10 protein-coding genes are annotated in these 13318 nt (G+C 38.4%); 2 read left to right on the plus strand and 8 right to left on the minus strand.

Annotation, left to right across the window (positions count from 1 at the left end):
- Nucleotides 1-12: 12 nt before the first annotated feature.
- From RM545_RS01920 to RM545_RS01955, 8 genes are all read right to left on the minus strand, one after another.
- On the minus strand, nucleotides 13-477 hold the full coding sequence (locus tag RM545_RS01920) for a hypothetical protein (RefSeq protein WP_311493590.1): 465 nt from the start codon (nucleotides 475-477) through the stop codon (nucleotides 13-15).
- Between the two features lie 157 nt (nucleotides 478-634).
- Nucleotides 635-1102: a 6TM ABC transporter family protein gene (locus RM545_RS01925; RefSeq protein WP_311493591.1), complete on the minus strand. Its 468-nt coding sequence runs from the start codon at nucleotides 1100-1102 to the stop codon at nucleotides 635-637.
- A 435-nt stretch (nucleotides 1103-1537) separates the two neighbouring features.
- Nucleotides 1538-2203, minus strand: coding sequence for a hypothetical protein (locus RM545_RS01930; RefSeq protein WP_311493593.1), 666 nt, complete (start codon nucleotides 2201-2203; stop codon nucleotides 1538-1540).
- A 202-nt stretch (nucleotides 2204-2405) separates the two neighbouring features.
- The gene (locus RM545_RS01935) at nucleotides 2406-2831 is read right to left on the minus strand and encodes a hypothetical protein (RefSeq protein ID WP_311493594.1); all 426 of its coding nucleotides are present in this window, start codon (nucleotides 2829-2831) and stop codon (nucleotides 2406-2408) included.
- 77 nt (nucleotides 2832-2908) lie between these two features.
- Complete coding sequence (locus RM545_RS01940) at nucleotides 2909-3694, minus strand: hypothetical protein (RefSeq protein ID WP_311493595.1); 786 nt, start codon at nucleotides 3692-3694, stop codon at nucleotides 2909-2911.
- Between the two features lie 45 nt (nucleotides 3695-3739).
- Nucleotides 3740-4492 carry a hypothetical protein gene (locus tag RM545_RS01945; RefSeq protein ID WP_311493597.1) on the minus strand — a complete coding sequence of 251 codons (753 nt, stop codon included), beginning with the start codon at nucleotides 4490-4492 and terminating at the stop codon, nucleotides 3740-3742.
- Between the two features lie 444 nt (nucleotides 4493-4936).
- Complete coding sequence (locus RM545_RS01950; RefSeq protein WP_311493598.1) at nucleotides 4937-5395, minus strand: DUF423 domain-containing protein; 459 nt, start codon at nucleotides 5393-5395, stop codon at nucleotides 4937-4939.
- Nucleotides 5396-5653: 258 nt separating this feature from the next.
- On the minus strand, nucleotides 5654-6508 hold the full coding sequence (locus RM545_RS01955; RefSeq protein WP_311493599.1) for a CPBP family intramembrane glutamic endopeptidase: 855 nt from the start codon (nucleotides 6506-6508) through the stop codon (nucleotides 5654-5656).
- Between the two features lie 273 nt (nucleotides 6509-6781).
- On the opposite strand from RM545_RS01955, the gene RM545_RS01960 reads away from it, so the two are divergent.
- Together RM545_RS01960 and RM545_RS01965 are read left to right on the plus strand one after the other, a co-directional pair.
- Complete coding sequence (locus RM545_RS01960) at nucleotides 6782-10054, plus strand: amidohydrolase family protein (protein WP_311493600.1); 3273 nt, start codon at nucleotides 6782-6784, stop codon at nucleotides 10052-10054.
- A gap of 1358 nt (nucleotides 10055-11412) precedes the next feature.
- A complete protein-coding gene (locus RM545_RS01965; RefSeq protein ID WP_311493601.1) occupies nucleotides 11413-13167 on the plus strand; it encodes an SLC13 family permease in 1755 nt (584 codons plus the stop codon).
- The last annotated feature ends 151 nt before the right edge of the window (nucleotides 13168-13318 follow it).

Consider the following 13318-nt stretch of genomic DNA (forward strand, 5'->3'; position numbering starts at 1 on the left):
GTCCTCTTTGTACTAACTCGCTTTTATTAGCTTTTTGATTTTCCTCGTGGGCTTGATCTTGTTATTTGGTTCAGAACAATAATTGACTAATATTTTTTCTGCCTGATCATAAATTTGATCACTATCCAATTCTTCACCTTCATTCTCAATTACAACTTTAGACATAGCAGCCATATACAGACCAAGCAAATCAGACTTTCCTTTCGTCAATTCCATTGCTTTTTGCCCAATATCAAAAGTGTAGTCGGGTGTTCCCGTCATCCACTTCATAATATATTGTATACTGTGCAACCTGTTTAGTTCGGCCTGGTTCGCCGGATTTTCAAAAAGATAATTGGCACATACCAAAACCTGCTTTTCTGCAGGTTTGTAGCTCTCGGCTGATTCAAATTCAGAATTTGCCAGCTCTTTAAAATCTTGAGCGAATGATACGTTGCAAATGAGTGCGATAAGGATGATAAAAATGTTCCTGTTCATGATTGATTGATTTTTGATTTATTATTTACAAGATTTACGAGTGAGGACAAGTTGCGGGAGTAGGGATGCAGATTTGTCGTCTTAGACTCGGTGATAAAGATATTATTTTCTTTGAAACTCCACCACCTGTTATCGTGTTAGCGCGTTCTTCATCCTTTTAAAATTTTAATACGTCCGAAAGCAACGTCTTATATTCCTGAACATGCTCCTTAAACTTTCTCTGTAAATGAAGCGCTATTAAAATTCCTGTTACCAAGAATATCGCTCCAATTATAAACATATAGGAATGGCTATTTACTTCTAAGATTACCGCAGCTAAAAAGCACAGCCCCAGAATAATATTTGCAAAAATTACCAATTTCGATAAGATGTGTGGCGTAAAGTGAATATTTACATCAGCCTTATTGCCGGTACCTGCTTTTAGTATTTTTCCGTTAACAGTAAGGTGATTTTGGGAATTTAATTCAAAGCCAAGCAGCATGCGTTTGCGCAATTTAAACCTGACTGAATTTATCTTATCATCATTTATATCAAACACAAATTTGCCAGCAGATCCAAGGGAGGATTCTAATTTTTCACCAATCTCTTTAGGACTACTTTTTACCTGAAAATTCCATGCTTTCACGTTTATTACTTTAGATGTTTGTCACTATTATAGCTTAAATGTTACGGGAGTAATGATGAGAAATACGTCTTCGTAAGATTTTTATCCAATTTTTGTGCTTAAGAGGGGAGACTATATTACCTGCGGAAGCAGCTTATGCTGTAAATTTAAAGGTGATCTCAAGTATTAATAATTCCCAGATGGTGTAAAAAATACATTTTTCAAAGTTTAATACCTTTTGAATCTCGTGAAGCACATTATGGCTGTTAATCCGTTTTAAATGAACAGGATGTTTGCAGTTGTCACAGTAGTTTAGATGTACTTCTTTATCGCAATTTTTACAATTCATATTTTTGTTTGCAAATCTTATTTACGGTGCCGGTTATAATAGCAACCCACAACTTATCAAACATACCACAATTTATACTTTTAGGGTTTTCCCAAAGCTTTCTATTACTATAACCTCAGACTTAAGGACAGCTTGAGGAGGTGATAGTAAGTTGTGTATTCTATCTTATCCTCGTAATTATAACCTGCAATCCATCCTAAACTGTTTTCATGATTAAATTGATTCAGTTCATATCCTGCTTTTAAGAGAGGTGTGAATTTGGCAATTTTCAAGCCCAATCCAAGATCAAGATTTAAGAGTAACCCTCCGCTTTCCTGAAAAAGAAATCCGTTTGGTGTATTGCCGTGTTTAAAATCCAGGTATTGATATCCGGCGTTTATATCTGATATAAAAATCAGACTTGGGCTTACACTTGTCTGGAATCTGAAGCGGCCAAAAAATGGAGCCATGATCTTAGTATGATATTCATTTAGAAAATCCGGCCGCCGTTCGAAGACGAAGTTTAACCCAGATCCAAAGCCTGCGGAAAAATTTGAGCTTAATTGATAGCTAAGACTAATATTTAAACCATAAATAGGATTTTCATGACTGGAAATCTGTGGAACATCAATGGTAAAATTTGTCTCATAATATATTATATCCCTTTTTGTTTCCCCAACCGAATATTTCGTTACAGCTTCAGCTTCTAAGAAGATTTTGTTTAGATCCTGAGCTGTAGATGTATTTGTAATAAATAAAAAAAGAAGGATAAAAATGATGTAGTTGAATCTCATAGTTGGTAATTGTTGTTTGTATTTTCCAATTTATAGATTCTTATTTTTCAGTAATTGATGACCCCATATTTAATTAGATGCAGCAAAGACTAATAGGTTGCGTTTGGATTTGATTAACAAGGATTTAATCGATAGTACAAAATGTCAATTTTTGATCTTATGGGAAATCAATAAGTGATACAGATGAAAATGAATTAATGTTTTATTCATCAATTCGATACAAAACAGCCTCCAAAATATAATCAGGCCTATTAATCTGGAAAATAAATTCATTTTCTGTTAAGGATTTAATTTGATATTTGTTTTCAAAAATAGAAAAGGAGCCATCCGGAAAAGTTTCATAAGCAAATGTGGAGGAAAAACTCATAGTACCCGTCATATTTTCACCAGTTAAGTCGAATGTCTGAAATCGCTGAATACTATCTTTAGTTACCTCCCAGACTATACCATAGCTTCTTGTTCTAATTAAATCTCCATAATAGTTATATCGATTGTTTGCTTCATACTTCCATCTCCCCTCGATATTATACTCTTTAAGATCATCATCCTGATCTGTAGAACAACCAACAGCTGATACTAATATTAGTAAAAGGAAAATTTTCTTTAAGAATTGAAATGGGAAATTCATATGCTGGTATTTTTCGACCTATGTATTCGGCTCAACCATTAGAATAAAGTAATAACACTTAGAAATAGTTGCCTGGGTTAGTATTCAATAGCAATTAATTCATACTTATCCGCCAAACCGGGGAGCTTTTCTTCCGAAATTTTTATTTCCATTGGAAAGGTATGTGGAACAAGTTTAGTGAGATTTATAACAGAATGGATAGGTAAAGCAAGTTGATCGGTTACATACATCTCGTAAATCGTGTTTCCGAAATCGCTTATAGTGTCTTTTATAATTATCGATAATTTGTAGCAATCAAAACCCTTTATTTCTTTTCTGTCATTTCTATTCTCCAGAACTTCGTATTCATCCTTTATACTGAAAAGATCATAATTTCTGTAGTTCACAGATTTAGATTTATCGTAGTAATGTAAAATCCCGCTATCTTTTTGAATCATCAAATAATCTCCAATCATTTCTCCATTTTGTTCCCGATGACGCCAGATAGAATCATTCTGAACTTCAATATAAATTTTAGTTTCCGGTGTTTCAGTTAAAAGATCAGTCCACGGCATCTCCTTGAGTTGTTTAACCATTGTAGAATCTTCTCCATTTGGATTGGCTAGTGCTTCAATTAAAGAGTCCTGCTTAGATTTTAAATTAGCGATTCCACTTTGGGAAGAAATACTGGATTTTTCAAACACAAATTTTGTAGGTTCGGCGGTCTTTGCTGTCTGGTTTTTTGTAGACGAACAGGCGACAAAAAAGAACAATATGAAAACATAGTTAACAGCAGTATAAATGAAGTGGCTCGAAGTGTCTCTTCTACTTATATTCCAGGGAGTACCACCAAACTTATCAAGATAATTTTTAGCTTTTTTCAAATTTTGAAATTGTTGATTTTTTATATTTTGTTGCTTCGAAATATTTTAATGGTAAAACTGACTCAAAAACCCCGGATTTTCCTTTTCGGCTTTATAATAATAGATCCCAATCAAAAATTTGCTGTTCTCCGGGACCTTGTCTTTAATTCCTTTATCACTACTTGTCCATTCAGTAGTATAAAGAATTTCCATTAGGTTTTTGTCAATTGGAGTACCAAATCCACTTATTTGTTCCACACTTTTTATTTCTAAATCAGAGGAGAATGTTATTTGATAAAATCCATAATTTTTTTTAAGTTTTATACCTCTGAATTGATCCAGTTTTTCTCTAAGTGTCCCTTTTTCCCGATAACTTATCTTATCGGTAAAATCAATCTCTTTTGATTTAAACATTTCAAGAATTTCCACTTCCCGCTTTTTTCTCTGAGGTGTTGTCCCATTCAAATAAAGCAAGCCAGAGCACATACCAATTCCGTAATTTCCATTTTTGTTTTTTCTAGCATACGCGATCAATTGGGTATCGACAGGAATAAAGATATCACAGGAAGATTGAAATTTATGGTCACTTCTTCCATATACGTGAACAGATTTTAAAGGTTCGCCTTTATACAGTTTGTTTATTTTAATATCTGCTTTATATCCGCGTTCATTCTTTTCATTCGGATATATTTTTATAATTGTAACGTCAGCAACAAATTCTGATTGAACAAATTTTTCGGTAATATCCGGAGGGTCACAATCACAAGCTAAAACCCGACTTGAAACTAAAAATAGTATTATTAACAGAAATTTTTTCATGATTGGCGGCAACGGGTAAGAATTCATTTTCCCCTTTCAGATAGTTTTACTTGTGTTTTCTATATTTTCATTTAAGGCCATTTGCTCTACAAGAGCATCAACAGAAATGGTTCCGAAGAGCTGTAACGATGGTCTTTTAAAATTACCTTGGTCAACATAATTTTCATATTATAATCGGAAGATACAATTTTCTATTCTTTACGACTGAAACAGAAAAGACTGGAACTTTTTAGCCCTTATTATTTATTCATTAATCCGATACAGGACAGTCTCCGAAATAAAATCAGCTCTCTTAACCTGGAAAATAAATTCATTTTCTTCCATCCCGCTACTTTCAATCATTTTCTTAAAAGCGACATCTGTCCCGGGCATAACTGAGGCAAATCGTATTCTTTTACTTGATACTCCACCACCTATTATCGTGAATGCACGTTCTTCATCCTTTTAAGATTTTAATACGTCCGAAAGCAACGTCTTATATTCCTGAACATGCTCCTTAAACGTTCTCTGTAAATGAAGCGCTAATAAAATTCCTGTTACCAAGAATATTGCTCCAATTATATACATATAGGAATGGCTATTTACTTCTAAGACTACGGCAGCTAAAAAGCCCAGCCCCAGAATAATATTTGCAAAAATTACCAATTTCGATAAGATGTGTGGCGTAAAGTAAATTTTTACATCAGCCTTATCGCCGTTACCTGCTTTTAGTATTTTTCCGTTTACAATAAGGTGATTTTGGGAATTTAATTCAAAGCCAAGTAACATGCGTTTGCGCAATTTAAATCTGACGGAATTTATCTTATCATCACTTATATTAAATACAAATTTTCCAGCAGATCCCAGGGAGGATTCTAATTTTTTTCCAATCTCTTTAGGACTGCTTTTTACCTGAAATTCCATGCTTTCATGTTAATTACTTTAGATGTTTGTCACGATTATAGCTTAAATGTTACGGTTGGGGAGGTAGAATTGGCGGTAATAATTTTCTGAATTTACTTTCTCTTGATAATGTTCCGCAATCTTTCTTTAATATGTTACATATTGTTACCATCGTCTCGTATAAAAACTGTGCGAGCGGGCAAGTGTGATTGTCCGCAGGACAATCCGCTAAGCAAGTGAGCAAGGATTTTCAATTCAAGACTAGTTTAAGCATTGTTTTTACGCTGTTGTGGTTAATTTTTTTCTGTTGTAATAAAATCCAATACTTGCTATGGAAAGAATTTGTGCAAACAATGATAAATAGGAGCCCTCAAACCCGAAAGCTCCACCATTCATAAAGTTTTCTTCATTTATTTTGAACTCAATAATCGAATAAGTGTCTCGTCCGCTTACATTAAAACCCAGAAGTGTTTGGAATAAATTCCAGCTTAAATGCAGTGCAATGGGAAACCATAAGTTTTTAGTATACAGATAAGACAATCCAAGAAGTATTCCTGCTAAGAATAAATTAAGCAAAGAGAATAAATCAACATTTGAATTAAAGCTGTGCATTGCAGAAAATAAAATTGACGAAATAATTAAAGCGAAATATTTATTAAATGAAGACATTAGATTCCTCAAAATATAACCCCGAAAAAGAGTTTCCTCAACTACTGCAACTATTGTAAAGAGTATGATAGAAATAATTAATTCTGTTAAGTCTAGATTTATTCTGAGAAATAATATTTCTTGGAGTTGATTTAATAGAACAAAAGCAAATACCATTATTAATAGACCAAGTAAAATTCCAACAATGAATTCTTTCAATCTATTTTTTGTTCCAAATCCAAGTCTGACGAAGTCTTCTTTATCTACAAACTTCATAAAAAACCATAGAATTAAGAAAGTGCCAGTAAAATCAAAAACACTTATTATTAGTTGCTGAATAGAAGTTTTTTCAGATTGTATATTGGTGATATCAGCTCCAGAAATTAGTCCTCCAATAAGCTGAAATATTCCGACTATAAATATGTATGGTAGAATAATTAATAATATCCTTTGCCAACCTTTCATAACATATTCTGTTTTGTTCATTTTTAAATTAAAACACAACATACTAATAAATGCAACTCTACTAACTTTTTTGCTGTCGCAGCTGCGCACCAGCACATCTAAATCTAAAAATCATAGGGAATTTTGTTAAAACTAAGCTAAATTATTAAACCTGAAAAGTTTGTACGAAAAACTTTTCAACCTGATCTTAACAAGTTTAAATTTTTTAGATTCTTCAGCTTTCCTACTGTCCCACTACGCTCCGCAAAACTTCAAAACATTCCCTATATTTAGCCTCTTAAAACCACACATTTTATGCTTAACAAATTATTGCCTGCGCTGCTACTGTTGCTGTCTTCTTCAGTAGTATTTGCACAGGAAAAAGAACAAAAAGATGATACCAAATGGGATGTTTCCAATCCTTATCCAGCCGACTGGAATATTAAGGAAGTTCCGTTGCAAACCAGTGAAGGTACCTGGATGAACCTGGATGTTAGCCCCGACGGGAAAACAATTGTTTTTGACCTGCTGGGCGATATTTACAGCATGCCGGTTTCCGGCGGCAAAGCCACAGCGCTAAGAACCGGAATGGCCTACGAGGTGCAGCCGCGGTTTAGCCCCGATGGTTCCAGGATTTCCTTTACCAGCGATGCGGGTGGCGGCGACAACATCTGGGTGATGCAAAAGAACGGAAACAACGCCAAACAAATCACCGAAGAAGATTTCCGGCTGCTAAATAACGCCGTCTGGACTGCAGACGGAAATTCCATTATCGCCCGTAAACACTTTACCTCGGGACGTTCCCTGGGCGCCGGCGAAATGTGGCAGTATCATTTGGCAGGCAAAGGCGGAATTCAGCTTACCGAGCGCAAAAACGATCAGCAGGACGTGAACGAGCCGAGCATTTCCCCCGATGGCCGCTACCTTTATTACAGCGAGGATATGTATCCCGGCGGCAATTTTCAGTATAACAAAGATCCCAACAAACAGATCTACGTAATCAAGAGATATGATTTTGAAACAGGAGAAAACACCACAATTACAGGCGGTCCCGGCGGTGCTGCGCGGCCACAGGTTTCGCCCGACGGTTCCAAACTGGCTTTTGTAAAACGAGTCCGCACCAAATCTGTGCTCTACATTCATGATCTTGAAACAGGCGAAGAATGGCCGGTTTACGATCAGCTAAGCAAAGACCAGCAGGAAGCCTGGGCAATTTTCGGCGTTTATCCCGGTTTTAGCTGGATGCCGAATAATAAAGAGCTTGTTTTCTGGAGTGAAGGCGGTATTAAAAAGGCAAATATCGATACTTACGAGGTGGAAGAGATTCCGTTTGAGGTGAATACCACTATCCAGATTGCCGATGCTTTACATACAGATCACGAGGTTTTTTCTGAAACATTTAATCCGAAAGTAATTCGGCACGCGGTCACTTCTCCCGACGGAAAAACGCTTGTTTTTAATGCCGTGGGTTACCTGTGGAAGAAACAACTACCTAACGGAAAACCTCAGCGTCTCACCAATTCTGAAGATTTTGAATTTGAACCCGATTTTTCTGCTGACGGGAAAGAAATTGTCTATGTAACCTGGGACGATGAACGAATGGGGAGCATTAAAAAGATTTCTGTTTCCGGTAGAAATGAAACTACGCTTACGTCTAAAAAAGGCATTTATCGTAATCCGTCGTTTTCAAATGATGGTAAAATGATCGCTTTTGCGAGGGAAGGCGGGAACAGCGACCAGGGACAGGTTTTTAGCAAAGAACCGGGAATTTACCTGATGAGCGCTTCCGGAGAAAATATCAGAAGGATTAGTAAAGAAGGTGATTTTCCGGTTTTTAATGTGGACGACAGCAGGGTGTTCTTTCAAACAGGCGGCTACTTTTTCGGCGACCTCGAGAAAAACCTGAGAAGTGTAAACCTTAATGGCGAAGACGAGCGCACGCACGTAAAATCGAAATACGCTAACCGACTTCTACCCAGCCCCGATAATAAATGGATTGCTTTTTCCAATCTGCACAAGGTTTATATCGCGCCGCTGGTGATGACCGGCCAGGCGCTGGAACTGGACGATAAAACCAAGTCTGTTCCCGTAACGCAAATCACCAAAGACGCGGGTATTAATTTGCACTGGTCCAATAATAGCCAAAATATACACTGGACTTTGGGCGACGAATATTTTACCAATAAAGTGTCGGAACGCTTTACATTTCTGAAAAATTCGCCAGATTCTATTGCTCCAATCACCGAAAATGGCCAAAAAATAGGCCTGGAAGTAAAAACAGATGTTCCGGAAGGGCAAATTGCCTTTACCAACGCCCGTATTATCACTATGGAAGGCGATAAAGTGATCGAAAACGGTACAATTGTGATAAAAGGGAATAAAATTGTTGCGATTGGACCTTCAGAAGAAATTAATGTGCCGAAAACTGCCAAAATTTACGATGCATCTGGAAAGACAATTATGCCGGGAATGGTAGATGCACATGCTCATATTGGGGCTTTTCGATATGGACTTACGCCGAAGCAACACTGGCCAAGTTATGCCAATCTTGCTTTTGGCGTGACCACCGCGCACGATCCTTCTGCTTTAAGTGAGACCGTTTTTGGAATTTCCGAATTAATTAAAAGCGGCGATATGGTTGGACCGCGATTATATTCTACCGGAATAATCCTTTACGGCGCCGAAGGGGATTTTAAGGCGGTAATCAACAGCCTGGACGACGCGAGATCTGCTTTGCGAAGAACAAAAGCATTTGGGGCGACTTCAGTGAAAAGTTATAATCAGCCGCGAAGGGAACAACGACAGCAAATTTTACTTGCCGCAAAAGAACTGAACATGAACGTGGTTCCGGAAGGCGGCAGCACGTTTCTTCACAATATGAACATGATCGTGGACGGCCATACCGGGATTGAACACAACATCCCGATTGCGCCGGTTTACAAGGATGTAAAAACGCTGTGGGGCGAAAGCAAAACCGGCTACACTCCTACCCTAATCGTGAATTACGGCGGAATAAATGGGGAATATTACTGGTATGAAAAAACAAATGTGTGGGAAAATGAAAAACTGCTGAATTTTACTCCGCGCCAGATCATCGATTCCAGGTCCCGCCACCGTACAATGGTTCCGCAGGAAGAATATGAGAACGGACCAATATTAGTTTCTGAAACAGCTAAGGAACTTTCTGATGAAGGTGTAAAAGTGAATATGGGTGCTCACGGCCAATTGCAGGGATTAGGGGCACACTGGGAACTCTGGCTGCTGCAAATGGGCGGAATGAGCAATCTGGAAGCTTTAAAAACTGCCACAATTAATAGTGCCGAATACATTGGAATGGACAAGGAAATCGGCTCTCTAAAAGAAGGAAAATTGGCAGATTTGCTGGTACTGGAGGAGAATCCTTTAGAAGATATTCAGAACTCCAACACGATTATTTACACCATGATAAACGGCCGGCTTTACGACGCCGAAACCATGAACGAGATAGGAAATTATCCGAAAGAACGAGGCAACTTCTATTGGGAGAACAATCGCTACAGTCCGGCATTTGACTGGCATGAGCAGGGGCATGGGTGTATGGCGCATTAGTTCGCTGCGCTCATAGTTTGGAGTTTGGAGTTTGGAGTTCGGAGTTTGGAGTTCGGAGTTCGGAGTTCGGAGTTCGGAGTTCGGAAGTTCATTCGGAGTTCGGAGTTCGGAGAAAGTATTCGCTGCGCTCATATCGAATTGAAAAAAGTTGTCGGTTGTCGGTTGTAGCTCATACTACGAACCACGAACAAAAAACTACGAACTAGAAACAACAGACAACCAACATTTAAAATAATAAAAACAGCTTCAACAGTCCCAGCCGTACTTTCCCAGTCGTCACACTGAGCTTGTCGAAGTGAACAACTAAGCAGGTATTGGGCTTCGACAGGCTCAGCCTGACACAAACTCACAACAGACAACAAACACTTAAAATAATAAAAACAGCTTCAATAGTCCCAGCCGTACTTTCCCAGTCGTCACACTGAACTTGTCGAAGTGAACAACTAAGCAGGTATTGGGCTTCGACAGGCTCAGCCTGACACAAACTCACAATAAACAACAGACAACAAACACTTAAAATAATAAAAACAGCTTCAATAGTCCCAGCCGTACTTTTCCGATCGTCACACTGAGCTTGTCGAAGTGAACAACTAAGCAAGGCTTCGACAGGCTCAGCCTGACACAAACTCACAACAGACAACAGACAACCCAAAATTCAAAATTCATCTTTCGAAATAATCAAACCCGGCTTCGACAGGCCCGACACACTACGAACCACGAACAAAAAACTACGAACAGACAACAAACACTTAAAATAATAAAAACAGCTTCAACAGTCCCAGCCGTACTTTTCCGATCGTCACACTGAGCTTGTCGAAGTGAACAACTAAGCAGGTATTGGGCTTCGACAGGCTCAGCCTGACACAAACTCACAACAAACAACAGACAACCAACATTTAAAATAATAAAAACAGCTTCAACAGTCCCAGCCGTACTTTCCCGATCGTCACACTGAGCTTGTCGAAGTGAACAACTAAGCAGGTATTGGGCTTCGACAGGCTCAGCCTGACACAAACTCACAACAGACAACAAACAACAAACATTTAAAATAATAAATCAGCTTCAACAGTCCCAGCCGTACTTTCCCAGTCGTCACACTGAGCTTGTCGAAGTGAACAACTAAGCAGGGCTTCGACAGGCTCAGCCTGACACAAACCCACAACAGACAACAGACAACCCAAAATTCAAAATTCAAAATTCATCTTTCGAAATAATCAAACCCGGCTTCGACAGGCCTGACACACTACGAACCACGAACAAAAAACTACGAACTAGAAACAACAGACAACCAACATTTAAATTGATAAAGAAGGTATGAACTAAATTTACATATCTTTAGTTTCCGAAAAACAGGAACAATGGAGATAGCTTTAGTGATAGGCCTTTTAATTGTCGCCATAGTTCTTTTTGCTACAGAAAAGTTCTCTGTTGATGTTGTTACCATCGGTTTACTGGTAATTTTAGCCCTCTCAGGAATTCTTACGCCAAAGGAAGCCTTTGAAGGTTTCAGCAGTGATTTTATGATTATCCTGGCCTCGATATTTGTCATTTCCGGGGCATTGTCTGAAACGGGTTTATTAGACAAACTCGGTGCGCAAATGATAAAGCGCCTAAAGAGCGAAACGATTTTCATTACTTACACAATGTTGGTCACGGCTACGTTTTCAGCCTTTATGAACAACACCACAGTAACAGCCCTTGTTACCGGACCCGTGGTAGGTATTTGCCGAAAACTGAACATCAGTCCTTCCAAGGTACTTATTCCGGTAGCCTATTCGTCTATTCTCGGTGGCACCTGTACGCTCATAGGCACCTCCACAAACGTGGCGGTGAGTGGCTACATTGCCCAGGCAGGAATGGAACCACTTCACTTTTTTGAAATTTTCTGGATAGGTGTGATTTTATGTATTTCCGGAATTATATTTATTCTTCTTTTCTGGCGTAAAATTTTGCCCGATTACAAGGAAACCAGTTTTACTGAAGATTATAAAATCAAGCAGTATCTTTCAGAAATACTTATTGCTGAAAATTCCAATCTTATAGGTCAGCGTGCGTTTAAATCCGATTTATCCCGCTGGGATGTAAGGATCATTAAAATTATTCGCAGTAAAGATGAAATTATCCCAAACCGTAGAACGATTCTGGCGCAGAATGATATTCTGCTTATAGAATGTCCGGTAGATGATCTTATAAAAATTAAAGAATCACCTGATTTAAAAGTACTGGCCGACACAATTCGGCATGAAGAAATACAAAGTGACAAAATCAGGTTAATAGAACTTCTTGTCACTCCCGGTTCCAGGCTGGCAGATCACTCGTTAACTGAGATAAGATTCCGACAAAATTATGATCTGGTGGTATTGGGCGTCCATCGTTTTAAGACCACTGTTTCACAAAAGATCGCCAGCCTTAGATTTAAAATTGGAGATGTACTTTTGGTGCAGGGAACCGAAGAATCTATAGAAATCCTGCGCCAGTCGGGAGAGTTCTCCATAATTGGGGATTTTAAGGTAAATATGTTTAAAGAACGGAAAGGAATCCTTTCCGCAATCATATTTTTAATTGCCATTATCGCAGCTTCCCTACAACTGGTACCACTTTCCATAGCCTTTCTTACCGCAGCGCTGGTGACTATTCTGGTAGGTGCCATTACGGTAGAGCGGGCTTATGAAATTATGAACTGGAAGTTGCTCATCCTTATAGGCGGAATGAGCGCCTTTGGAACTGCCATGGAAAATTCAGGCGCATCAACATTTCTTGCAGAAAACATCATATACCTTTTAGGAGACCTGGGCATAAGGTATGTACTCGCGGGTTTTGTGGTATTGGTAATTCTACTAACGCAGCCAATGTCCAATGCTGCTGCTGCCCTTGTAGTGCTTCCCGTAGCCATTGAAGCTGCGGAATTGCTGGGTTCAGACCCACGTTCTTTTGCCATCGCAATCATGCTGGGGGCATCTGTCTCCCTTATCACTCCATTTGAACCTTCCTGTATTCTGGTTTACGGTCCGGGAAGGTATAAGTTTATGGATTTTATTAAAACAGGTGTTCCGCTCACGTTAATCCTGCTGGTAATTATCCTGTTATTGGTACCTGTATTCTGGCCATTATAAATACTCAAAGACGAAAATTGCCATTTTAAGACTATGATCTTTTTAGAATTTTTCTTCAGTTTAGACCAAAATGACTTTTTATTTTTACCTTTCAAAATGAATTATGCAAACCGGCTTTTTCTATAAGCCGATTTTGCATTTACGTTTCCTG

Origin of the sequence: Autumnicola lenta (assembly GCF_031846515.1) — a bacterium.
GTDB lineage: Bacteria > Bacteroidota > Bacteroidia > Flavobacteriales > Flavobacteriaceae > Autumnicola > Autumnicola lenta.

What these genes read in the sequence shown, in the direction of transcription:
- RM545_RS01920 (WP_311493590.1), bottom strand. Translation starts at nt 477, where the DNA reads ATGAACAGGAACATTTTTATCATCCTTATCGCACTCATTTGCAACGTA.
- RM545_RS01930 (WP_311493593.1), bottom strand. Translation starts at nt 2,203, where the DNA reads ATGAGATTCAACTACATCATTTTTATCCTTCTTTTTTTATTTATTACA.
- RM545_RS01935 (WP_311493594.1), bottom strand. Translation starts at nt 2,831, where the DNA reads ATGAATTTCCCATTTCAATTCTTAAAGAAAATTTTCCTTTTACTAATA.
- RM545_RS01945 (WP_311493597.1), bottom strand. Translation starts at nt 4,492, where the DNA reads ATGAAAAAATTTCTGTTAATAATACTATTTTTAGTTTCAAGTCGGGTT.
- RM545_RS01950 (WP_311493598.1), bottom strand. Translation starts at nt 5,395, where the DNA reads ATGGAATTTCAGGTAAAAAGCAGTCCTAAAGAGATTGGAAAAAAATTA.
- RM545_RS01955 (WP_311493599.1), bottom strand. Translation starts at nt 6,508, where the DNA reads ATGAACAAAACAGAATATGTTATGAAAGGTTGGCAAAGGATATTATTA.
- RM545_RS01960 (WP_311493600.1), top strand. Translation starts at nt 6,782, where the DNA reads ATGCTTAACAAATTATTGCCTGCGCTGCTACTGTTGCTGTCTTCTTCA.
- RM545_RS01965 (WP_311493601.1), top strand. Translation starts at nt 11,413, where the DNA reads ATGGAGATAGCTTTAGTGATAGGCCTTTTAATTGTCGCCATAGTTCTT.